The organism is Sphaerisporangium fuscum, from assembly GCF_018531465.1.
GTDB lineage: Bacteria > Actinomycetota > Actinomycetes > Streptosporangiales > Streptosporangiaceae > Sphaerisporangium > Sphaerisporangium fuscum.
In genome coordinates this window covers 73,283-95,345 of sequence record NZ_JAHDTF010000027.1, presented here as the reverse complement: position 1 = coordinate 95,345, position 22,063 = coordinate 73,283, and the positions used below count along the sequence as shown (strand labels likewise).

23 protein-coding genes are annotated in these 22,063 nt (G+C 72.8%); 17 read left to right on the top strand and 6 right to left on the bottom strand.

Annotated elements, in window-relative coordinates:
• Positions 1 to 18 precede the first annotated feature (18 nt).
• Positions 19 to 720 (bottom strand): TetR/AcrR family transcriptional regulator, encoded by a 702-nt coding sequence (locus KIK05_RS31875; protein ID WP_308250194.1) that lies wholly within the window; start codon positions 718 to 720, stop codon positions 19 to 21.
• Positions 721 to 909: 189 nt separating this feature from the next.
• Between KIK05_RS31875 and KIK05_RS31870 the strand changes: the two genes are divergently transcribed.
• Positions 910 to 1,911 carry a hypothetical protein gene (locus KIK05_RS31870; protein ID WP_214414540.1) on the top strand — a complete coding sequence of 334 codons (1,002 nt, stop codon included), beginning with the start codon at positions 910 to 912 and terminating at the stop codon, positions 1,909 to 1,911.
• Between the two features lie 44 nt (positions 1,912 to 1,955).
• Here the strand turns inward: KIK05_RS31870 and KIK05_RS31865 are convergent, their stop codons facing one another.
• Together KIK05_RS31865 and KIK05_RS31860 are read right to left on the bottom strand one after the other, a co-directional pair.
• A complete protein-coding gene (locus tag KIK05_RS31865; protein WP_214414539.1) occupies positions 1,956 to 2,510 on the bottom strand; it encodes a GNAT family N-acetyltransferase in 555 nt (184 codons plus the stop codon).
• A gap of 41 nt (positions 2,511 to 2,551) precedes the next feature.
• Positions 2,552 to 2,689: a hypothetical protein gene (locus KIK05_RS31860; RefSeq protein WP_214414538.1), complete on the bottom strand. Its 138-nt coding sequence runs from the start codon at positions 2,687 to 2,689 to the stop codon at positions 2,552 to 2,554.
• A 201-nt stretch (positions 2,690 to 2,890) separates the two neighbouring features.
• On the opposite strand from KIK05_RS31860, the gene KIK05_RS31855 reads away from it, so the two are divergent.
• Together KIK05_RS31855 and KIK05_RS49095 are read left to right on the top strand one after the other, a co-directional pair.
• A complete protein-coding gene (locus tag KIK05_RS31855; RefSeq protein WP_214414537.1) occupies positions 2,891 to 4,162 on the top strand; it encodes a PrsW family intramembrane metalloprotease in 1,272 nt (423 codons plus the stop codon).
• A gap of 7 nt (positions 4,163 to 4,169) precedes the next feature.
• Positions 4,170 to 4,649, top strand: a complete 480-nt coding sequence (locus KIK05_RS49095; RefSeq protein WP_214414536.1) for a cellulose binding domain-containing protein — start codon at positions 4,170 to 4,172, stop codon at positions 4,647 to 4,649.
• Between the two features lie 10 nt (positions 4,650 to 4,659).
• Here the strand turns inward: KIK05_RS49095 and KIK05_RS31845 are convergent, their stop codons facing one another.
• Both KIK05_RS31845 and KIK05_RS31840 read right to left on the bottom strand, forming a co-directional pair.
• A complete protein-coding gene (locus tag KIK05_RS31845; RefSeq protein WP_308250193.1) occupies positions 4,660 to 5,376 on the bottom strand; it encodes a SanA/YdcF family protein in 717 nt (238 codons plus the stop codon).
• Between the two features lie 6 nt (positions 5,377 to 5,382).
• Positions 5,383 to 6,429 carry a COX15/CtaA family protein gene (locus tag KIK05_RS31840; protein WP_308250192.1) on the bottom strand — a complete coding sequence of 349 codons (1,047 nt, stop codon included), beginning with the start codon at positions 6,427 to 6,429 and terminating at the stop codon, positions 5,383 to 5,385.
• Between the two features lie 308 nt (positions 6,430 to 6,737).
• Between KIK05_RS31840 and KIK05_RS31835 the strand changes: the two genes are divergently transcribed.
• The 14 genes from KIK05_RS31835 (at position 6,738) to KIK05_RS31770 (ending at position 20,555) form a co-directional block, all read left to right on the top strand.
• Positions 6,738 to 7,862: an NAD(P)/FAD-dependent oxidoreductase gene (locus KIK05_RS31835; protein WP_214414534.1), complete on the top strand. Its 1,125-nt coding sequence runs from the start codon at positions 6,738 to 6,740 to the stop codon at positions 7,860 to 7,862.
• Positions 7,859 to 8,185 (top strand): (2Fe-2S)-binding protein, encoded by a 327-nt coding sequence (locus tag KIK05_RS47370; protein WP_214414533.1) that lies wholly within the window; start codon positions 7,859 to 7,861, stop codon positions 8,183 to 8,185. Before KIK05_RS31835 ends, KIK05_RS47370 begins: the two co-directional genes overlap by 4 nt.
• Complete coding sequence (locus tag KIK05_RS31825) at positions 8,182 to 9,642, top strand: NAD(P)/FAD-dependent oxidoreductase (protein ID WP_214414532.1); 1,461 nt, start codon at positions 8,182 to 8,184, stop codon at positions 9,640 to 9,642. The genes KIK05_RS47370 and KIK05_RS31825 overlap by 4 nt, the downstream gene beginning before the upstream one ends.
• Positions 9,639 to 10,532, top strand: a complete 894-nt coding sequence (locus KIK05_RS31820) for a dihydrodipicolinate synthase family protein (RefSeq protein ID WP_250563795.1) — start codon at positions 9,639 to 9,641, stop codon at positions 10,530 to 10,532. The genes KIK05_RS31825 and KIK05_RS31820 overlap by 4 nt, the downstream gene beginning before the upstream one ends.
• Positions 10,533 to 10,539: 7 nt before the next feature.
• Positions 10,540 to 11,541 (top strand): proline racemase family protein, encoded by a 1,002-nt coding sequence (locus KIK05_RS31815; RefSeq protein WP_214414600.1) that lies wholly within the window; start codon positions 10,540 to 10,542, stop codon positions 11,539 to 11,541.
• An 89-nt stretch (positions 11,542 to 11,630) separates the two neighbouring features.
• Entirely contained in the window at positions 11,631 to 12,986 is a 1,356-nt protein-coding gene (locus tag KIK05_RS31810) for an aldehyde dehydrogenase family protein (RefSeq protein WP_250563793.1), read from the top strand.
• Positions 12,987 to 13,233: 247 nt separating this feature from the next.
• Positions 13,234 to 14,406 (top strand): branched-chain amino acid ABC transporter substrate-binding protein, encoded by a 1,173-nt coding sequence (locus KIK05_RS31805; protein ID WP_214410775.1) that lies wholly within the window; start codon positions 13,234 to 13,236, stop codon positions 14,404 to 14,406.
• Positions 14,407 to 14,497: 91 nt separating this feature from the next.
• Positions 14,498 to 15,391 (top strand): branched-chain amino acid ABC transporter permease, encoded by an 894-nt coding sequence (locus tag KIK05_RS31800; RefSeq protein WP_214410776.1) that lies wholly within the window; start codon positions 14,498 to 14,500, stop codon positions 15,389 to 15,391.
• Positions 15,388 to 16,365 (top strand): branched-chain amino acid ABC transporter permease, encoded by a 978-nt coding sequence (locus tag KIK05_RS31795; RefSeq protein ID WP_214410777.1) that lies wholly within the window; start codon positions 15,388 to 15,390, stop codon positions 16,363 to 16,365. Before KIK05_RS31800 ends, KIK05_RS31795 begins: the two co-directional genes overlap by 4 nt.
• Positions 16,362 to 17,177: an ABC transporter ATP-binding protein gene (locus KIK05_RS31790; RefSeq protein ID WP_214410778.1), complete on the top strand. Its 816-nt coding sequence runs from the start codon at positions 16,362 to 16,364 to the stop codon at positions 17,175 to 17,177. The genes KIK05_RS31795 and KIK05_RS31790 overlap by 4 nt, the downstream gene beginning before the upstream one ends.
• Entirely contained in the window at positions 17,164 to 17,877 is a 714-nt protein-coding gene (locus KIK05_RS31785; RefSeq protein ID WP_214410779.1) for an ABC transporter ATP-binding protein, read from the top strand. Before KIK05_RS31790 ends, KIK05_RS31785 begins: the two co-directional genes overlap by 14 nt.
• Positions 17,877 to 18,869 (top strand): proline racemase family protein, encoded by a 993-nt coding sequence (locus KIK05_RS31780; RefSeq protein ID WP_214410780.1) that lies wholly within the window; start codon positions 17,877 to 17,879, stop codon positions 18,867 to 18,869. The genes KIK05_RS31785 and KIK05_RS31780 overlap by 1 nt, the downstream gene beginning before the upstream one ends.
• On the top strand, positions 18,866 to 19,816 hold the full coding sequence (locus tag KIK05_RS31775; RefSeq protein ID WP_214410781.1) for an ornithine cyclodeaminase family protein: 951 nt from the start codon (positions 18,866 to 18,868) through the stop codon (positions 19,814 to 19,816). Before KIK05_RS31780 ends, KIK05_RS31775 begins: the two co-directional genes overlap by 4 nt.
• Before the next feature lie 64 nt (positions 19,817 to 19,880).
• A complete protein-coding gene (locus tag KIK05_RS31770; protein WP_214410782.1) occupies positions 19,881 to 20,555 on the top strand; it encodes a GntR family transcriptional regulator in 675 nt (224 codons plus the stop codon).
• An 81-nt stretch (positions 20,556 to 20,636) separates the two neighbouring features.
• Here the strand turns inward: KIK05_RS31770 and KIK05_RS31765 are convergent, their stop codons facing one another.
• The gene (locus KIK05_RS31765) at positions 20,637 to 22,061 is read right to left on the bottom strand and encodes a sensor histidine kinase (protein WP_214410783.1); all 1,425 of its coding nucleotides are present in this window, start codon (positions 22,059 to 22,061) and stop codon (positions 20,637 to 20,639) included.
• Positions 22,062 to 22,063: the final 2 nt, after the last annotated feature.

The window sequence follows — 22,063 nt, the reverse complement described above, 5'->3', positions numbered from 1 at the left end:
TGCCGCGCGGGCGCGCGGTCACGTGGACGTCCGCTGGTGGCCGTAGACCCATTCGCGGTAGGGCGGGAGCAGCTCCTCCATGACCTCCACGGCCTCGGCGGCCGCGGCGGCCAGGACCCGCTGATCAGGCGGGGCGGCCGGCTCGAAGGCGTTCCGCACGACGTGGGCGAGCGCGTCGGCCCGCGCCCGTACGTCCATCTCGGCCGCCGCCGGGTCCAGGCTGTCCAGCAGCAGGAACCCGCCCTGCGTCGCGGTCAGCGCGTACACCAGGTCCGGCACGTCCTCCCGGAACAGGCCGTGCCGCGTCAGCAGGCCGACGAGCCTGGTGGTGGTGAGCAGCTCCTGGCCGCGGGCCGGGCTCTGGTTCATCCGCGCCTGCAACGGCTCGATCTCCCCGGTCATCATCGCCCGGAGCACGGCCCGGTCGTGGACGATCAGGAACGACGCCGCCAGCAGGCGGTGCGGCCGCACGGTGGCGGGGTCGCGGCGCAGTTCGTCCACGAGCTTCTCGACGTAGGTGATGGCCTCGCGCAGCAGCAGGGCCTCGAAAAGCTGCTGCTTGGTGCGCCAGTGCAGGTAGACCGTGCCCTTGCCGATGCCGGCCTGCCGGGCGATGTCCTCGATCGTCACCTTGCGGAAGCCGAGCCGCATGAGCAGCTCGGCCCCCGCGTCCAGGATCCGATCGGCCCGATCCGCGTCCTGCCTCGGTCGCCCCACCACGCCGCGCCCTCCTTTTTGACTTGTTGACTGATTTAGCTGATCTGGTCAACAAGTCACACCGTACTCCTGTCCGGGATGCCGTACAACGGGCGGTCCCCCGTGAGAGGGAGGGGTTTCCCCCGCCGAGGGGAGTCGGGGGCGGCCCTCCTTCGCGACGATCCTCACGACGACGAGAGGTCAGGGGGCGGCGTGACGCGAGGATCGGCGAGTGGGAGTGCCATCGGCGCGCGGTGGGTCGCCGTACGCAAGACGGCGGGGTACGGCGCGGCGCTGACGATGTCCTTCTACCTGGTCGTCAAGCTGATCTGGATCGCCGCCCTGCTCCGCGGGGGCGGGCAGGCCGGGATGGTGGTGCTCAACGCGGTCACCGTGGGGATGTCCGCCACCGGCGTCACCCTGGGGCTGGCGCTGGCGCGGCCGTGGGGACGCCGCCTCCCGGCCCCACCGGTGATCCTCATCGCCTGGGTGGCAGCGGGCTTCCTGGTCCCCATGCTCCCGTACATGCTGATCGGCGCCGGCATGCAGACGGCCGGGGCCGGCGCGGAGGAAGCGTCGGCCGCCGCGCCCGACTGGGACATGATCCTCATCACCGTCGGGTTCATCGGGATGGGCGTGGGGCTCGCCGTCGCCCTCCCGATCTACATGCGCGAGAGATGGCCGCACGCCTTCCTCGGCCGCGTCGGTGACGTCCTCTCCCGGAGCCAGGACGCTCCACGGTCCCCCGTCCGCACCGGGGAGTCCCGGCGCCGCCCGCCGCGGTTCGCCGCGCCGGCCACGGCGGCGGCCGTCGTCCTGGGGCTGCTGTGGCTCTACTGGGCCGCCGGCGGGACGCTCGGCCTCGACCCCGCCCACCGCGACCACTGGGACCTCAACGGCCGGCTGCTGAACGCCAGCGCGGGGATCTGGGCGCTGATCAGCGCCTGGAGCCTCCGGACGCTCACCCGCCACCGTCCGGCCCGGCTGCCGCTGTGGCTGCCGACGACCCTGGCCTTCGCGGGCTCGGGATCATTGTTCGCCTGGAGTTGCTGGAAGCTCCCCATGGCGATCCTCCGGCCCACCGGCTACGCGATGGCCGAGTACCTCCCCGTGGCCGTCCTCCAGCACCTCACGGGCATCGCCACGGGCGCGGCCGCCCTGGCCACCGTCCTACGGCTGACACGGCCCGGGAAAGGCGACGTCGCGGGGATGTGAAGATCTGCCGGTCCGCGGCGCGGCCGTGCAGGGCGGTCGCTGGGTCATCCGTCGTGATGAGGCCCCTGGTGAGAGGCCGGGTGCCGTACGAGGGGGCGGTGGTAGCGGAGTTCGGGGACGGGGGTGCCTTCGACCTCCCACGGCTTTCCGGTGCCGTCGGGGGTGAAGCCGGCGGAGGCGTAGAAGCGGCGGGCTCGATGGTTGGCCTCCAGGACCCACAGGACGAGCCGATGGAAGCGCCGTTCCGACGCCGCCTCCAGGGCCGCCTCCACCAGGGCCCGGCCGATTCCGGTGCCGATGAGCTCGGGCCGGACGTACAGGGCGTAGATCTCGCCGGTGCCCGGTTCGGCGTCGTCGTCGCGGTTCGGGCCCATGGCCAGCCAGCCCCGCACGGTGCCGTCCACCTCGGCGACGAGGTTCAGGACGGTGCCGTCGTTCCGCCTGAACCACTCCCGCCGGGCCCGGGCGTCGTCCTCGACGGACAGACCGTCGAGGTAGGTCTGGGGGACCATGCCGCGGTAGGCGGTCTTCCAGCCGGCTATTCGTACGGCCGACACCGGCTCGATGTCCGGTTCCTGCATCTCGCGGATGAGCAGCATGGGGCGAAGGGCCTCTTTCCGGTGAGGACGGGGCATTCACGCTAGTGCCTCCGCCCCGGGCGGGACGAGGAGGTTTCCACCTTGTTCTCGAGCTCCCGGATCTCGGTGGCGCCGGCCGAGTCGTCGACGCCGTGGTCGGCGGGCAGGCCGGGATCGACGTCGTCGTCGAGGATGAACATCCCGGCCCGGCCGCGGCCGCCAGGTCATACGCCGCCCGTATAGGGGCCCGGGAGGTGTGGAGGCGGCCGTGCGGGGGAAATCCTCACGGGGCCGGGAGACGGTCGTCAGGTGGGGTGATGCGGTGTGACGGGTCACGGGCCGGGCCGATGCGGTGGGGGGCGGGGCGGACACCTCGTGCCCGGTCGATTACGCTCGCGAACATGACGAACCTTGATCCCCGCTGGGTGCTTAAGGAACGCCCCTCCGTCGGACTGATCATCGGGCTCGTCGTGGCCGGGATCTGCGCGCTGGTGTCGTTCTCGTTCGACGTCTTCAACGGCGACCCGGTCCAGTTCTTCATCGCGCTCATCCTCGCGCTCGCGCCCGTGCCGCTGCTGCTGGCCGGGGTGCTCGCGCTCGACCGCATGGAGCCCGAGCCCCGCAAGGACCTGGCCTTCGCGTTCATGTGGGGCGCGGGCATCGCCGTGCTGGTCGCCGGCGTGCTCAACAGCCTCAACCTGAGGTACGTCACCATCGCCACCCAGGACCCGACCGGAGCCCGCAACCTGGTGGCGACCTTCGTGGCGCCCGTGGTCGAGGAGACCATGAAGGGCCTGGTGCTGCTCGGCCTGCTGCGCTGGCGCCGCCACGAGCTCGACGGGCCGACCGACGGCATCATCTACGCCAGCATGGTCGGGCTCGGCTTCGCCATGAGCGAGAACGTCAGCTACTACATCATGGCCCAGGACATGAACGGCGTGCAGGGGCTGGCGGTGACGGTGGTGCTCCGCGGCGTGCTGTCCCCGTTCGCCCATCCGCTGTTCACCTCGCTGATCGGCATCTCGGTGGTGTACGCCGCGCAGAGCCGCAGCCCGATGCGCGGCGGGGTCATCTTCCTCGGCTGGCTCGGCGCGATCACCCTGCACGGCACCTGGAACGGCTTCACCTCCTACGCGGGCATCCTCGGCCTGGCGCTGGCGTACCTGCTGCTGATGATCCTCTTCTTCGTCGAGCTCGGGGTGATCGTCAGGGACCGCAAGCGCATCGTCGGCCTCATCCAGCGCTACCTGCCGCCGTACGGAGGGCTCGGCCTGGTCACCGACGTCGACGTGTTCATGCTTTCGTCGCTGCAGGGACGCAGGCAGGCGCGGCAGTGGGCCAAGGCGTACGGCGGCCGTGCGGGGCTGCGGGCCATGCGCGACTACCAGCTCGCCTCCACCGAGCTCGGCCTGCTCCACGAGAGGGGAGTGCGCGGCGTCATCGACAGGGACTCCTTCGAGGCGCAGCGCGAGGCCCTGCTGGCCTGCATGAGCGCCGCCAAGGCGGCCTTCCCCGTGCCCGAACGTCACCGCGACGGGATCTCCAGGGGCGTGGCCCCGCCCGGCTACGCGCCGGGCCACGACCCCCGCCATCCGGCCTCGCCCTACCCGCCACCGGACGTCTTCCCTCAGGAGCCGTACCCGCCGGCCGGAGAGCCGGGCGGCAGGTGGTGAGGGTGTCGTGAGGACCACCGCGAAGGTCGCCTCAGCCGCGGCCGTGATCGCCGTCGCCGGGCTGACCACGTTCGCCCTGACGCGGCCCGGCACCACCTCGGCGGCGGGCCCGCCGTCCCGCCCGTCCCCGGCGCCCGCCGCGTCGTCGCAGGCGGTGAGCGCGTCCCCGACCCTGCCGCCGCCGATCTCCTGCACCGCGGCGGTGAAGCTGGTGAAGTCGTGGCGGGGCGGGTTCCAGGCCTCGGCGTCGATCAGGAACACCGGCGTCGGGCCGATCAACGAGTGGTACGTCCGGTGGATGATGCCGATGGGGATCACCGTCACCAAGGCGTGGAACGGCAGGCCGATGGCGAACGGACCGGTCGGCATGATCCACGCGCCCGAGTCGAACCCTCGCCTGGATCCCGGCGAATCGGCGACCGCCGGGTTCCTCGCGGTCATGAAGGGCGCCACACCCCCGAGGTTCTCCGATGTCGGCTGCGGGTGAGCGCGCCGCGTCAGGGGCGGGAGGCGAGGATCCGGTCGAGAGAGGTCTCCCGGGGCCCCGGGAAGACCGGGGAGGACCTCAGCACCACCGAGTCGAGGAAGCCCTTGGCCGTCGCGGCGAACTCCCGCACCGCGTAGACCGTGGTCTGGGCGGGCCAGGTGGCCGAGGAGTCGTCGCCGACGCCGAAGGCGTCCATGCCGGCGGTCCGGCACAGGGCGACGGCGCGCGGCAGGTGGAAGTTCTGCGTCACCACCGTGACCCGCCGCACCCCGAACACGTCGCGGGCGCGGACGCAGGAGTCCCACGTGTCGAACCCCGCGTAGTCGAGCACCAGCACCTTCCGCGGCACGCCGTGGGCGATCAGGTAGTCGCGCATGACGGACGGCTCGTCGTACCCCACGCGGCTGTTGTCACCGGACAGCAGCAGGGCGCGCACCCTGCCTGAGCGGTACAGTTCGGCGGCGATGTCGAGCCGCGTGGCGAGCATCGGACTCGGCCCGCCGTGGAACAGCCCGGCGCCGAGCACGAGGGCGACCGGGGCCGCCGGGACGTCGCGCGTCCACGCGGCGCCGGCGCCGGCCGTGGTCCGGTGGGGCATGGAGGACAGCCACGCCCAGGTCATCGGGGCCAGGGCCAGCACGCTGAGCGCGACGGTCCCCTGGTACAGGCGGCGGCCCGCCCGGCGCGAGAGGCGGATCCGGGCCGCCCAGGACGGTAAGGAGATCACGAACCCTTAGACGCGGGCCGTGTCCGTTCGGTTGGGGGTGAGGGCGGCGAGAGGGCCGCGCGAGCGCATGAGGTAGACCACCCGCAGCGCCGCGATCCACACCAGGGTGGAGCCGAGCACGTGCAGGGCGACCAGGAAGGCGGGCACGGCCAGGAAGTACTGGACGTATCCGATGAAGCCCTGGGCGAGCTCGACGCCGAGCAGCACCAGCGCCCCGCGCCGCGCCCGGCCGGGGGAGTCGCTGACGTGCAGGGCGAACAGCAGCGCGAACGTCAGCCCGATCACGATCCACACCACGTCGGCGTGCAACTGGGCCATCATCTGGATGTCGAAGTCGAACCGTGAGGCCGCCTCGTCGCCGGAGTGCGGGCCGGTGCCGCTGACCATGACGCCGACGACCAGCAGTACGAAGACGGCGAAGGCCAGCACGAAGCCGAGGGTGCGGATGTCGCGGTGCACCAGCCGCCGCGGCGGGGCGTCGCCCTCGCCGGAGCGGGCGTAGAGCGCGAACGCCGCCAGGATCATGCCGGTGGACAGCAGGTAGTGGACCCCGACGGTGACGGGGTTGAGCAGCGACCGCACCACCAGGCCGCCCCACAGGCCCTGGACCGCTACGCCCACCGGCTGGATCATGGCCAGCTTGACCAGCGCGGGACGGCGGGGGGTCGCGCGCCACACCGCGACCACGCAGGCCACGCCGACGGCGAGGACGAGGAACGACAGCAGCCGGTTGCCGAACTCGATCGCCATGTTCATGGGCGCGTGGGCGTCGTGCGGCGCGGGCACGAAGCTGTCGGGGGTGCAGCGGGGCCAGGTGGGGCAGCCGAGCCCCGAGCCGCTGACCCGGACGGCCGCTCCGGTGACCGCGATTCCGGCGTTCACGACCACGCTCGCCAGCGCCCACCGCCTGATGGTGACGGTCGTGGGCGTCCAGGCGGTGTGGAAGAAGGCCAGGGCGAGGCCGCGCACCCGGTCGAGGAGAGCGCGCTGCGGCGGGGTGCCGGTACGGCCCTGCGTCTCGGGAGCTGTCACGGGATGGTCTGCTGCGGTCACGCCACACATGGTAGGTGCCCATACCGCCGCCCTCTAAAGCGGCGCCTCCCGCCCACCGCGTCCGCGAGAACGGCCGTCCACTCCCGGCGGCCGCCGTGGCCGCGTCCGGGGTGCCGTACCGGAGAGACCGGGGAGTTCACCCTCTTCGCCTCGGCCGCCTCTCCCGGAGCCGGTTGGGGCAACGGTAGGGATGGGCAGCGATTTCGTACCAGAGAGGTGTGGAACGGGTGGCCTTGCGAGGGGGTATTGATGGGACCTTTCGCTATGTGACATATTACTGAGTCGTCAAGCATTGCGTTGGAGGTGGGATGGCCGACGTCGTCGTGATCGGCGCGGGTGTCGTCGGGGCGGCATGCGCGTATTTCGCCGCCCGGGCGGGCCTGTCGGTCACCGTGGTCGACCGGGGCCCGGTGGCATCCGGTACGACCGGGGCGGGCGAGGGCAACATCCTCGTCTCGGACAAGGAACCCGGCCCGGAGCTGGAGCTGGCGCTGCTGTCGAACCGGCTGTGGCGTGAGCTCGCCGGCCTGGGCGGCTTCGAGTTCGAGCCCAAGGGCGGCCTCGTCGTGGCCGAGACCGACGAGGTGCTGCGGACGCTCACCACGCTCGCCGAGGCCCAGAGCGCCCGTGGCGTCGAGTACGCCCCGGTCGACCACGGGCGGCTGCCCGACTACGAGCCGCACCTGACGCGGGACCTCGCGGGCGGGGTGTTCTATCCGCAGGACTCCCAGGTGCAGCCCATGCTCGCCGCCGCCCGGCTCCTGGAGCAGGCCCCCGGCGTGCGCCTGCGCACCGGGGTGACGGTCACCGGCTTCCTCCGCGAGGGCGACCGGGTCACCGGCGTGCGCACCGACCGGGGGGACATCCCGGCGGGCGCCGTGGTGAACGCCTCGGGCACCTGGGGCGGCGAGGTCGCCGCGCTGGCGGGCCTGGACCTGCCGATCCTGCCGCGCCGCGGCTTCATCCTGGTCACCGAACCCCTCGCCGCGCCGCTGGTCAGGCACAAGGTCTACACGGCCGCCTACGTCACCGACGTGGCGAGCGACAACGAGGGCCTGGAGACCAGCGCGGTCGTCGAGGGCACGCCCTCCGGCACGGTGCTCATCGGCGCCAGCCGCGAGCGGGTCGGCTTCGACCGCACCGTCTCGATCCCCGTGCTGGAGGCGCTGGCCCGCCAGGCGGTCACGCTGTTCCCCGTGCTGGCCGACCGCCGCGTGATCAGGACGTACTGCGGCTTCCGCCCCTACTGTCCCGACCACCTTCCGGTGATCGGCGGCGACCCCCGCGCGCCCGGCCTGTACCACGCGTGCGGCCACGAGGGCGCCGGCATCGGCCTCGCCCCCGCCACCGGCCACCTCATCGCGGGCCTGCTGACCGGCAAGGCCCCCGAGCTCGACCTGAGTCCGTTCCGCCCGGAAAGGTTCGCGGCGTGACCACTTCGCACCACCAGGACCGCCCCGCCGGGGAGACGGGGCCGCGTCACGCCGGCCACGTCGTCGGCGCGCGGCCCGAGCCCGGCTTCGAGATCACCGTGGACGGCCGCCCCCTCACCGCGGTGCCCGGCCAGACGATCGGCGCCGTCCTGTACGCCGCCGGGGTCCGGTCGTGGCGCACCACCCGCTTCGACAAGCGTCCGCGCGGGCTGTTCTGCGGCATCGGGGTGTGCTTCGACTGCCTGATCACCGTCAACGGCGAGCCGTCATTGCGCGCCTGCCAGACCGAGGCGCGCCCGGGAGACGAGGTGACCACCGGATGAACGGCCACGACCAGGAGCGGCCGGGCGGGCTCACGCGGCCCGCGGGCGAAACGGCGGAGGACGGCCGGGAGGGCGGGACGTTCGACGTCGCGGTCGTCGGGGCCGGGCCGGCCGGGATGGCGGCCGCCGTCGCGGCGTCCGGCGCGGGACTGCGCGTCGTGCTGGTCGACTCGGCGGCGCGGCTCGGCGGGCAGTACTTCAGGCACGCGCCCCCCGGCTTCCACGCCGGCAGGCCCGGCGCCCTGCACCACGGCTTCGGGCGGTTCACGCGGCTCGCGGACGCCCTCGCCGCGCGTGACCTCGTCGAGGTCCGCCTCGGGCACCGCGTCTGGCACGTCCAGAAGGACCCCATCGGGGACGACGCCGTGGTCGTGCACTGCCTGGCGGGCGGCCGGGACGAGCGGCGGACGAGCGTCCGCGCCCGGCGGCTGGTGATCGCCACCGGCGCCCACGACCGCCCGCTGCCGTTCCCCGGCTGGGACCTGCCCGGCGTGTTCACGGCCGGGGGCGCGCAGGCGCTGCTCAAGGGCGACCTGGTGGTGGCGGGCAGCCGGGTCGTGGTCGCCGGCACCGGGCCGTTCCTGCTGCCCGTCGCCACCGGCCTCGCCGCCGCGGGCGCCCGCGTGGCGGGGGTGTTCGAGGCGAACGGCCTGTTCGGGCTGGGGCCGACGATCGCCGCCCATCCGCGCAAGCTCGCCGAGGGCGCCGAGTACGGCTACCACCTGGCGCGGCACCGCATCCCGTACCTCGGCGGCCACGCCGTGATCGCGGCCCACGGCGACACCGAGCTCACCCATGTCACCGTCGCCAAGCTCGACCGCGACTGGAACCCCGGGCAGACGCGCACGATCGAGTGCGACGCGCTGGCGGTCGGCTACGGCTTCGTCCCGCAGCTCGAACTGGCGACCCAGCTCGGCTGCGCCACCCGGGCCGACCGCGACGGCACCCCGGTCGTCGCCGTGGACTCGGGGATGCGCACCAGCGTGCCCGGCGTCTACGCCGCGGGCGAGCCGACGGGCGTCGGCGGCGCCGAGCTGGCCGAGGTGGAGGGCTGGATCGCCGGACGCGCCGTCGCCGCCGACCTCGGCCGCCCGGTGCGCGCGGTGCCCGCCCTGGCGAGAAGGCAGGCCCGGCTGGCGGCCTTCGCCGGGGCGCTGCTGGACGCCTATCCCGTCCGCGACGGCTGGAAGAGCTGGCTGCGCGACGACACGCTGATCTGCCGCTGCGAGGAAGTGCCCTACGCGCGGATCGAACAGGCCCGGGCCCTCGGGGCCACGGACGCCCGATCGATGAAGCTGCTGGCCCGCCCCGGGATGGGCTGGTGCCAGGGCCGCGTCTGCGGCCACGCCGTGGCGTGCCTGACGGGCGAGGACCCGCAGGCGCCGCGCCGGCCGGTCGCCCAGCCCGTACGGCTGGGGGACCTTGCAGGAGACCGAACAGGAGAGGACCCCCGTTGACCACTCGAGAGAAGCCCTGGCGCGGAGTGATGGTCGCGACGGCGCTGCCGCTGCGCGACGACCTGACCGTGGACGAGGAGCGCTACGCCGAGCACTGCCGCTGGCTGGTGGAGCAGGGCTGCGACGGCGTCGTGCCGAACGGCTCCCTCGGGGAGTACCAGACGCTGACGCCCGAGGACCGCGCCCGCGTCGTCGAGACGGCCGTCGCGGCCATCGGGGGCGACCGCGTGATGCCCGGCGTCGCGGCGTACGGCGCGGCCGAGGCGCGGCGCTGGGCCGAGCAGGCCCGTGACGCCGGCTGCGGGGCCGTCATGCTGCTGCCCCCGAACGCCTACCGGGCCGACAAGCGGGCCGTCCTCGCCCACTACCGCGAGGTCGCCAAGGCCGGCGTGCCGGTCGTCGCCTACAACAACCCGATCGACACCAAGGTCGACCTGGTGCCGTCGCTGCTGGCCGAGCTGTACGCCGAGGGCCTGATCGTCGCGGTGAAGGAGTTCACCGGCGACGTGCGGCGGGCGTACGAGATCGCCGAGCTCGCCCCCGGGCTCGACGTGCTGGTCGGTTCCGACGACGTGGTGGTGGAGCTGGCCCTCGCCGGCGCCGTCGGCTGGGTCGCCGGCTACCCCAACGCGCTGCCGGCCTCCTGCGTGGCCCTCTACCGGGCCGCCGTCGAGGGGGACATGGCCACGGCGCTGCCGCTGTACCGTACGCTGCACCCGCTGCTGCGCTGGGACGCCAAGGTCGAGTTCGTGCAGGCCATCAAGCTGTCGATGGACCTCGCCGGCCGATACGGCGGCCCGTGCCGCCAGCCGCGCGTGCCGCTGACCCCCGAGCACGAGGCCGTCGTGCGCGCGGCGACCGAGAAGGCGCTGGCCGAAGGGCTCAGGTGAGGTGATGGTGCGAACCAGGAAGATCTACCACGTCGTCGACTCCCACACCGAGGGGATGCCGACGCGGGTGGTGACCGGAGGCGTCGGGGTCATCCCCGGCGCCACCATGGCCGAGCGCAGGGAGTACTTCCTCGCCAACCTCGACCACATCCGTAAGCTGCTGATGTTCGAGCCGCACGGCCACTCGGCGATGAGCGGCGCGATCCTGCAGCCCCCGACCCGCCCGGACGCCGACTACGGCGTGCTGTACATCGAGGTGTCCGGCTGCCTGCCGATGTGCGGCCACGGCACCATCGGGGTGGCGACGGTTCTGGTGGAGACCGGGATGGTCGAGGTCGTCGAGCCCGTCACCACCGTGCGGCTCGACACCCCGGCGGGTCTGGTCGTGGCGTCGGTCCAGGTGGAGGACGGCGCGGCCAGGGCGGTCACGATCCAGAACGTCCCGGCGTTCAGCGTGGGGCTCGACCGGACCGTGAAGGTGCCGGGCATCGGCGAGGTGACCTACGACCTGGCGTACGGCGGGAACTTCTACGCGATCCTGCCGATCGAGTCGGTCGGCCTGCCCTTCGACCGCTCGCAGGGGCAGCGCATCCTGGAGGCCGGGCTCGCCATCTCGGCGGCGATCAACGAGGCCGACGAGCCGGTCCACCCGCTCGACCCGGGGATCCGCGGCTGTCACCACGTGCAGTTCGTCGCGCCCGGCTCCGACGCCCGGCTGTCGCGCCACGCGATGGCGATCTATCCGGGCTGGTTCGACCGCTCTCCCTGCGGCACGGGGACCAGCGCCCGCATGGCGCAGCTCCACGCCAGGGGCGAGCTGGCGCTCGGCGAGGACTTCGTCAACGAGTCGTTCATCGGCACCCGGTTCACCGGCCGGCTGATCGAGACGGCCGAGGTGGCGGGCCGTACGGCCGTCGTCCCGACGATCACCGGACGGGCCTGGGTCACCGGCACGGCCCAGCACTTCCTGGACCCGACGGACCCCTTCCCCGAGGGCTTCCTGCTGTAGTCCGTGCCGTCTGTCTTCCGCTGCACGGGACGGTGTTCCATGTCATGGACTACCGTTCCGTGCAGCGCCGATTTGGAGAGGGTTTGACGATGAGTGTTGTCGAAAGCCGGTCGCCGCAGAACCCGGCCGACGTCGTCGCGAGCGCGCCCGCGGCGGGCGCCGGGGGTGTCGCCGAGGCGGTGCGCCGGGCACGGGCCGCGCAGGCCGGCTGGGCCGGGGCCAACGCCGCCGAACGCGCCGCCGCGCTCACCGCGGCGGCCGCGGCCGTCGCCGGAGCGGCGGACGAGCTCGCCGCGCTGGTCGTCCGCGAGGTCGGCAAGCCGGTGACCGAGGCCAAGGGCGAGGTCGCCCGGTCCGTCGCGATCCTGCGCTACTACTCCCAGCAGGTCTTCGACCCGGTCGGCGCCGTGCACGAGCCGTCCGGCACCGGGCTCGCCTACACGCGCAGGCGCCCGCGGGGGGTCGCCGGGCTGATCACCCCGTGGAACTTCCCGCTGGCCATCCCGCTGTGGAAGGCCGCTCCCGCCCTGGCGTTCGGGAATGCGGTCGTGCTGAAGCCGGCCCCGCAGGCGCTCGGCAGCGCGCTGCGCCTGGCCGAGCTGCTCGGCCTGCCCGAGGACCTGTTCCAGGTCGTGCCGGGCGACGCCGAGGAGGGCTCGGCGCTGGTGGAGGCCGCCGACGTCGTCTCCTTCACCGGATCGGCCGCCGTCGGCCGCAAGGTGAGCGTCGCCGCCGTCGGCCGCGGCACCCCCGTGCAGGCCGAGATGGGCGGGCAGAACGCCAGCATCGTGCTCGACGACGCCAACGTCGAGGCCGCCGCCGCGCAGATCGCCGCCGCCGCGTTCGGGTACGCCGGGCAGAAGTGCACCGCCACCAAGCGCGTCATCGCCGTGGGCAACGGCGAGCAGGTCCGCGAGGCGCTGGTCGCCGCGGTCGCCAAGCTCGGTGTGGGCGACCCGTCCGACCCGGGCACCGCCGTGGGTCCGGTGATCGAGGAGACGGCCCGCGACCGGGTGGTGGCGGCGACCGTCGGGGGACGTGTGCTCACCGGCGGCGACGCCCTCGACCGGGCCGGCTGGTTCGCCGCCCCCACGCTCGTCGACGGCGTCCCGGACGGGCACGTCCTGGCCTGCGACGAGGTGTTCGGGCCGATCTGCCTGGTGCAGGACGCCGGCTCGGTGGACGAGGCGGTCGCCCTGGCCAACGGGGTGCGGTACGGCCTGGCCTCCGCGGTGTACACCCGCGACCTCGACCGCGCGCTGTCGGTGTCGGCGCGTCTGGAGTCGGGCCTGGTCAAGGTCAACACCCCGACCACGGGCGTCGACTTCTACATGCCGTTCGGCGGCGAGAAGGACTCCAGCTACGGCCCCCGCGAGCAGGGCAAGGCCGCCCAGGAGTTCTACACCTCCACCCACACCGTCGCCCTCGGCCTGTCCGGCAACTGACCCGTCCACGCGGCCACATCGACCCGGCGCCGTCATCGGCGCCGGGTCCCGCCGTGGGCGGGTTTTCCGTTTCGCCGTTCTGCGCGGCTTTCCGGTCGTGACGGCAGGGACGGCTGAGGAGCGTGGTGCATTACGGGTTCTACCAGCGGGTTAACGGTCTGGTCTCGAAGCTTGACGCCCGCTTTTCGCGCGGTGTGCAATGTCACACACCATGCGGAGCCGGTGTTTTCGGTAGGAGAGATACAAGATGGGCAAATCGCGCATAGCGGCGATCTGGTCAGCGGCCGCGGCCGTGACCATGCTGACGGCCGGCTGCGGCCAAGGCCTCCTCGGCGGTGGCGGCGGCTCGGACGCCTCGCAGGACAAGGGGCCCATCAGCCTCGGCATGCTCGTCCCCCAGTCGGGCAGCGAGGCGGCCATCGGACCTTACATGAAGAACGCCGCCCAGCTGGCGGTGGACGAGATCAACGCCAAGGGGGGCGTGCTGGGCCGCAAGCTCGAGCTCAAGGTCGCCGACGACGCGTGTGACGCGCAGACGGCCGTCGCCGGCGCCAACAAGCTCGTCACCGAGGGCGTCAAGATCTCGGTGGGCGGCTACTGCTCGGGCGCGACGCTGCCCACCCTGCCGGTCTTCGGCAAGGCGAACATCCCCATGATCATCCCTGCGGCCAACTCGCAGGAACTCGTCGACCAGCACCTCAAGCACGTCTTCCTGATCAACGGCACCGGCACGCAGCAGGCGTCGGCCGCCATGGCCTGGATGACCAAGCAGGGCGCCAAGAGCGTCGCGCTGGTGCACGACAACACCAGTTACTCCAAGGACATCGCCGTCCGCACCCAGCAGCTCCTCGACCAGGCCGGCGGCCCGGACACCGCGATCCTCGAGGCGGTCACGCCCAAGGAGAGCGACTACAGCGCGAACATCCACAACATCTTGGCCAAGAAGCCCGACTTCGTCTACTGGACGGGTTACTTCCAGGAGGGCGGCCTCATCATCCGCCAGCTCCGCCAGGCCGGGTACAAGGGCGCGATCATGGTGGGCGACGGCGCGGTCTCGGAGAAGCTCGCCCAGATCGCCGGCGGCGACACCGCCGAAGGCGTGTACGCCACGATGACCCAGACCCCCGACACCCTCGAGGGCGCCCAGGGCTGGATCGACAGCTACAAGAAGAAGTTCAACGCCGACCCCGGCCCGTACTCCAACCAGGCCTACGACGCCGTCCGGCTCGCCGCCGAGGCCGTCAAGAACGCCGGGTCGACCGACGGCGCGAAGGTCATCTCCGCGCTGGAGGGCATCAACGGCTTCCAGATGTTCTCCGGCCCGCTGAAGTTCACCCCCGACCACACGCTCTCCAGCGGTGGCTTCCAGATCCTGGTCGTCAAGGGCGGGAAGTTCGTCCTGCAGGACTCGCTCAAGTGACCTTGGGCACCGATCTTCCCCGGGCGGCCGGCGCCCGCGTCCCCCTCCGGCGGGTGGGCGCCGGCCCCTCCGGTTCCAAAGGAAACGTGAAATGTCACAGCTGATCTGGAACGGCCTGTTCGTCGGCTCGTTCTACGCGCTGGTGGCGCTGGGCTACAGCATGGTCTACGGGATCATGAAGCTGCTCAACTTCGCCCACGGCGACATATACATGCTCGGCGCCTTCACCGGGTTCGCGGTCCTCGGTGCCGTCGGCGGCATCTCCCCGGGCATGGCGCTGCCCGTGCTCCTCGGGGTCCTCGTCGTGACGATGGCCGTCACCGGCATGTCCGGCGTCGTGCTCGAGCGCATCGCCTACCGCCCGCTGCGCCGGGCGCCGAGGCTCTCCCTGCTGATCACCGCGGTCGGCGCGTCCTTCGCACTGGAGTACGGCATGCGGGCGGTCGCCGGGCCGGACCCGCAGGTCTACCCGGTGCGGCTCGGCGGCACCTCGGTCCAGGTGCTGGGCGCCACGATCACGCTCCAGCAGGTCGCGCTCATCATCATCGCCGTCGCGCTCATGGTGGGCCTCAACCTGCTGGTCACCCGCACCCGCGAGGGCCGCGCGATGCGCGCCATCGCCCTCGACCCGCGCACCAGCGCGCTGATGGGCATCGACGTCAACGCCGTGATCTCCCGGACGTTCTTCCTCGGCTCGGCCCTCGCCGGCGCCGCCGGCGTCATGGCGGGCGCCTACTACGGGAAGATCGACTTCCTGATGGGCTTCCTCATCGGCCTCAAGGCGTTCACCTCGGCGGTCATCGGCGGCATCGGCAACATCCCCGGCACCATGCTCGGCGGTCTGCTGCTCGGCCTGCTGGAGTCGTTCGGCACCTACTTCCTCGGCGGCGAGTGGCGTGACGTCTTCGCCTTCGGCGTGCTGATCCTGTTCCTGTCCGTGCGGCCGACCGGCCTGCTCGGCGAGCGCGTGACGGAGCGCGTATGACGACGGCCAAGACCCGCGGGCGGGTCACGCCGCTCGGCCGCGCCACATCCCGGCTCCTCGAGAGCAAGTGGGCCCTCATCGGCCTGACCGTCGCGCTGCTCGCGCCGTTCGTGATCGCCACGCCGTACGCGCTGTCGGTCATGACCATCGCCGCGATCTTCGTGATGCAGGCGTCCGGGCTGAACATGGTGGTCGGCTTCTGCGGCCTGCTCGACCTCGGGTACGTCGCCTTCGTGGCCATCGGCGCCTACACCAGCGGCGTGCTGTCCACCCGGCTCGGGCTCCCGCTGATCGCCACCGTCCCCGCGGTCATCGTGGTCACCGTCATCGCGGGCATCGTGATCGGCGCCCCCACCCTGCGGCTGCGCAGCGACTACCTGGCCATCGTCACCCTGGGCTTCGGCGAGATCATCCGCATCACCGCCAACAACCTGGACGTCACCGGCGGCCCGTCGGGCATCTACGGCATCCCGAGCCTGATCAACGCGCAGAACTCCCAGCAGGGCGCCGTCCTGTTCTACTACGCGACCGTGATCATCGTCGCGCTGGCCGTGATCGGGTCCTCCCGGCTCGGGCGCTCCCGCCTCGGCCGGGCCTGGCGGTTCATCCGCGAGGACGAGGACGCCGCCGAGGCCATGGGCGTGCACACCTACAAGGTCAAGCTCGCCGCCTACATCGCCGGCGCGGTCTGGGGCGGGCTCGCCGGGGTGCTGTTCGCCTCGCAGCTGACCGCCATATCGCCGGGCAGCTTCTCGTTCCTGCAGTCGGCGCTGGTGCTGATGGCCGTCGTGCTCGGCGGCATGGGCTCCACCCCCGGCGTCGTCATCGGCGCCATCGTGATCAGCCTCCTGCCGGAGGTGCTGCGCGACTTCGCCGACTACCGCTTCTTCGCCTTCGGCGTGCTGCTGATCATCGTCATGCTGGTCCGCCCGCAGGGCCTGTGGCCGCACCGATCCAGGGAGGCGAGCTCATGACGCTGCTGTCCGTCGAGGGCCTGCGGCTCTCCTTCGGCGGCCTGCTCGCCATCGACGGCCTGTCGTTCTCGGTCGGCGAGGCCGAGATCGTCTCGGTCATCGGGCCGAACGGCGCCGGGAAGACCTCCGCGTTCAACTGCGTGACCGGGTTCTACAAGCCCACCGCCGGGCGGATCTCGTTCAAGGGGCAGCCGATCAGCGGCATGCGCCCCTCGCGCATCGCCGGCCTCGGCGTCGCCCGGACCTTCCAGAACCTGCGGCTGTTCGGCGAGATGTCCGTGCTCGACAACGTCCGCGCCGGATCCCACCTGTGGCTCAGGCAGAGCTTCGTCGACGCGCTGCTGCACACCCCCCGCTACCGCCGCACCGAGCGCGAGTGCACCGAGCAGGCCCACCACTGGCTCGACTTCGTCGGGCTGCGCGGCGACCGGTACGGCGAGGCGCGGGCCCTGCCGTACGGCGAGCAGCGCCGGGTGGAGATCGCCCGCGCCCTGGCCCGCAAGCCCGACCTGCTGCTGCTGGACGAGCCGGCGGCCGGTCTCAACCACGGCGAGAAGGCCGAGATGCTCGACCTGATCCGCCGGATCCGCGACCTCGGCGTCGCCACCGTGCTGATCGAGCACGACATGGGCCTGGTCATGGAGGTGTCCGAGCGCGTGGTCGTGCTGAACTTCGGCAGGGAGATCGCCGACGGCCGTCCCGAGGACGTACGCCGCGACCCCGCCGTCATCGAGGCCTACCTCGGCCGGGACGACGACGAGGACGGGGATCCCACGGAGGAGACGAAGGGAGCCCGCGATGGCGGCGCTTGAGGTCGACGGGCTCGACGTCCACTACGGCGGCGTGCACGCCCTGCGGGGGCTCTCCCTGACCGTCGAGCCGGGGGAGATCGTCGCGCTGCTCGGCAACAACGGCGCCGGCAAGACCACCACCCTGTCGGCCGTCTCCGGACTGGTGCGGCCGAGCGCGGGGAAGGTCGTCTTCGACGGCACCGACGTCACCAAGGCCAAACCGGAGGCCATCGTCAAGGCCGGGCTGGTCCACGTCCCCGAGGGACGCCGGGTGTTCAGCACGCTCACCGTGCACGAGAACCTCCAGATCGGCGGGTACCTCGTGCGCGACCAGGCGGAGATCCGCAAGCGCATCGACCGGGTGTACTCCCTGATGCCGCGCCTGGCCGAGCGGCGCACCCAGCACGGCGGCACGCTGTCGGGCGGTGAGCAGCAGATGCTGGCCATCGGCCGCGCCCTGGTCACCGGGCCGCGCCTGCTGCTGCTGGACGAGCCGTCGATGGGCCTGGCGCCGCTGGTAGTGGCCTCGGTGATGGAACTGGTGCGCGAGGTGAACGCCGAGGGCGTCGCGGTGCTGCTGGTGGAGCAGAACGCCAAGGCCGCCCTGAAGATCGCGCACCGGGGCTACGTGATCGAGAACGGCGAGTGCGTGCTCGGCGGCACCGCCGCGGAGCTGCGCGGCGACTCGCGCGTGGTCGAGGCCTACCTCGGAGGGGTCTGATGACCGTCCACGCGCAGGCGGAGATCAGCACCGTCGACTACCACACCGGCGGGGAGCCGTTCCGGATCGTCACGGCGGGTGTCCCGGAGATCCCCGGCGACACCGTCCTGGCGCGCCGTGAGCACGCCTCGGCGCCGGAGGTCGACCGGGTGCGCCGCCTGCTGTGCCACGAGCCGCGTGGGCACGCCGACATGTACGGCTGCTTCCTGGTGCCGCCGGACGACGACGGCGCCCACCTGGGCGTGCTGTTCTGGCACAAGGACGGTTACTCCACCGCCTGCGGCCACGGCACCATCGCCCTCGGCGTCCACGCCGTGGAGTCGGGGCTGGTCGAGGCCGATCCCGACGGCGACACCGACGTCGTGGTGGACGTGCCCTCCGGCCGGGTGACCGCGCGCGTGCGCCGCCGCGCCGGGCTGATCGAGGCGGTGACGTTCAGGAACGTTCCCAGCTACGTGGTCGCCCGCGACGTCCCGGTCACCCTCGCCGGCCACGGCGAGGTCGCGGTGGACGTGGCGTACGGGGGCGCCTTGTACGCCTCGGTCCCGGCGGCGGCCTTCGGGCTCACGGTGGAGCCCGGGCATCTGACCGAGCTCATCGCCCTCGGCCGCTCCGTCAAGGCGTCGCTGGCCGGGCACCCGGCCGCCCGGCACCCCGAGGACGACCGGCTGTCGGGGATCTACGGCGTGATCTTCCACGACGAGCTCGGCCCCGCCCGGCAGCGCAACGTCACCGTCTTCGCCGACGGCGAGGTGGACCGCTCACCGTGCGGCTCGGGGACGGCCGCGCGGCTCGCCCTGCTGCACGCCGGCGGCTTCACCGGCGAGCTCACCCACGAGAGCATCGTCGGCAGCGTCTTCACCGCGCGGGTCGCCGGGACGCGCGGCGAGGCGATCATCCCGGAGATCACCGGGATGGCGTACCGCACGGGCGCGCACCGGTTCGTCCTGGACCCCCGCGATCCGCTGGGTACGGGGTTCACCCTGCGATGAGCGATCTGCCCTACATCGACGGGGACACCCTGCGGCGGCTGGTCCCGGTGGAGGACGCCGTGCGCGCGCTCGCCGGGGCGCTGCGGGGCGGCCTGGACCCCGAGGGCGGCACGCCGCGCCAGGTGGCCGGCGTGCCCGCCGGGCAACTGCTGCTCATGCCGGCCGCCCACGGCCGGTACGCCGGGGTCAAGGTCGTCAGCGTCGCCCCTGGCAATCCCGCCAGGGGCCTGCCGCGCATCCAGGGCACCTACCTGCTGTTCGACGGTGGGACCCTCACGCCGGTGGCCGCCATGGACGGCGTCGCGCTGACCGCGCTGCGCACCCCGGCGGTCTCCGCGCTCGCCGCGGCGCACCTGGCGGGCCCGGACGCGCGCTCGCTGGCCGTGTTCGGCACCGGGCCGCAGGCGTGGGGCCATGTGGAGGCGCTGCGCGCCGTACGCCCCGTGGAGCGGGTGACGGTCGTCGGCCGGGACCTCGGCCGCGCCCGGGGCCTCGCGGCCCGCAGCGCGGGCCTGGGCCTCACGGCGGAGGCGGTCTCGATGGGGGACGGGCGGGCGGTGGCCCGCGCCGTCGCGTCCGCCGACCTGATCGCGTGCTGCACCAGCGCCCGTGAGCCGCTGTTCCCCGGCGATCTGGTGGCCGATGGCGCTACCGTCGTCGTGGTCGGCTCGCACGAGCCCGACGCCCGCGAGATCGACGGCGACCTCGTGACCCGCGCCACCGTGGTCGTCGAGTCGCGCGCGGCCGCGCTGGCCGAGGCCGGCGATGTGATCATGCCCGTCCGGGCGGGCCTGATCGGCCCGGAGCACCTGGCCGGCGATCTCGCCGACCTGGTGAACGGCGAGGTGAAGCCGGGCCCCGCACCCCGTGTGTTCAAGAGCGTGGGCATGGCCTGGGAGGATCTGATCGTTGCGGCCGCCGTCCACGAGGCGTGGGCGGGGCGATGAACCCGGGGAGGGGATGCCTGCATGGGCAGCGGGTCCAAAGGGGTCCGGCGATGAAGGACGTGACATGAGCGAAGAGGGCAGGCTCGACCTGCCGGTCATGGCCGGGCGCCAAAGCCTGCGCGAGCAGGTGGCGCAGGCGCTGCGCGACGCCCTCGTCGCCGCCGAGATGCGCCCCGGCGTGGTCTACTCGGCCCCGGTGCTCGCCGCGCAGTTCGGCGTCTCCGCCACCCCGGTGCGCGAGGCGATGCTCGACCTCGCCAAGGAGGGCCTGGTCGAGGCCGTCCGCAACAAGGGGTTCCGGGTCACCGAGCTGTCGGAGCGCGACCTGGACGAGCTGACCGAGATACGGGCCCTGCTGGAGGTGCCGACCGTCGCCCGCCTGGCCGACTCCTCGCGGGCCGCCGACTTCGAGGCGCTGCGGCCGGTGGCCCAGGAGATCGTGACGGCCGCCGAACGCGGCGACCTGCTCGCCTACGTCAACGCCGACCTGCGCTTCCACGTGGAGCTGCTCGCGCTGTCCGGCAACGCCCACCTGGTCGAGATCGCCAGAGACCTGCGGTACCGCGCGCGGCTGTACGGGCTGAAGTCCATGTCGGAGCGGGGCACCCTCGGCGACTCCGCCCGGGAGCACCTCGCCATCCTCGACGCGCTCATCGGGGGCGACGCGGAGGCCGCTCGCACGATCATGGAACACCACATCCGGCACGTGCGCGGCATCTGGGCCGACCGGCCCGAATGACACCCGGAGCGCCTCCGGCCGACCGGCCGGAGGCGGCTGCTGGAGCGCGCCCGGCCGGCCGACGCGGGTGACGCCGGGAGGTCACCGCGTCCGGGACGCCGGGCGGCCGTTGTGCGCGCAGACGGCGAGGGGCAGGCGCAGGACGAATCGCGCGCCGCCGAGCGGGGAGGCGCACGCCTCGATCGTCCCGCCGTGGGCGATCGCCACGTCGCGCGCGATCGCCAGGCCGAGCCCGGTGCCCCCGGTGTCCCGGCTGCGGGCGGAGTCCAGCCGCGTGAAGCGCTCGAAGATGCGTTCGCGGTCGGACTCGGCGACACCGTCGCCGTCGTCGTCCACGATGAGCTCGGCGCAGCGGCCGTCACCGCGCACCTCGACGAGCACGTCCTTGTGGGCGTGGCGCTCGGCGTTGTCGAGCAGGTTGGTGACGACCCTCTCGATCTGCGTCGGTATGACGTCCACGGCGATGCCCGGCGTGAGCCGCAGTCGTATCGGGAGCCCGGCGATCCGCCGGGTCACCAGCTGCTCGGCGGTCGCCGCCAGGTCGATCGTCTGCCGCGTCTCGGGGGAGCTCACCCCGATGCGCGCCAGCAGCAGCAGGTCGGTGATGATGGCCTCGAGCCGGTCGACGTCCCGCAGCGTGTGCTGGAGCAGCGACTCCAGGTCGGTGCTCTCGGGGTGGAGCTCGGCCTCCTCGAGCTGCGCGCGGATCCCGGCGATCGGGGTGCGCAGCTCGTGCGAGGCGTCGGCGGCGAACTGCCGCTGCTTGTCCATGACGGCCTCCATGCCCTGCTTCGCCTCTTCCAGGCGATCGAGGGTGGCGTTGATGGTCCGGGTCAGCCGGGCGACCTCGTCGTCGCCGGCTCTGTCGGGGACGCGGGCGCCCGGCTCGCTGAGGTTCATCGTCGTCAGATCCGATTTGATGACGCGCAGCGGCCGCAGCATCCAGCCGGTGATCATCCAGGACGCCACGACGGCGAGGATGATGATCACGATGTTGCGGATCGTGATGTACAGGTCCTGAGCGGACGTCGAGATCTCCCGCGGAGCGGGCCGGCCGGCGTACACGATCCTCGCCCCCGGCGAGGAGCCGGTCCTGAGCGCGGAGACCCGGACGCACCCCACCCGGGGCAGGCCGCAGGTCCGCACATCTTTCCCGGCCTGGTCGGCGGGCCAGGCCGAGGAGAGCGGTGGCAGCCCCTTCGCCGCCGCCGAGGCGGCGACGAGCCGGTGGTCGCGGGAGAAGACCTGCACCAGATCGATTCCCGGCACGCCCGAGTCGACCGGATCGGTGAGCATCCCCAGCCGGTCGGCCTCGGCGACGCGGGCCGCCGCCTCCCGGTTCTCCCGCCACAGGTTGTCGACGACGGTCTGCCGGGTCAGCCTGACGGTCAGCGCCGCCGTCGGGACGAGCAGGAGCACCGCGAGGACGGCCACCAGGGCCGTGATGCGTCCCCGGATGGTTCGCGGGCGGCGTCCCTTCCGGAACACCCGTGCTGACGGACCCATGA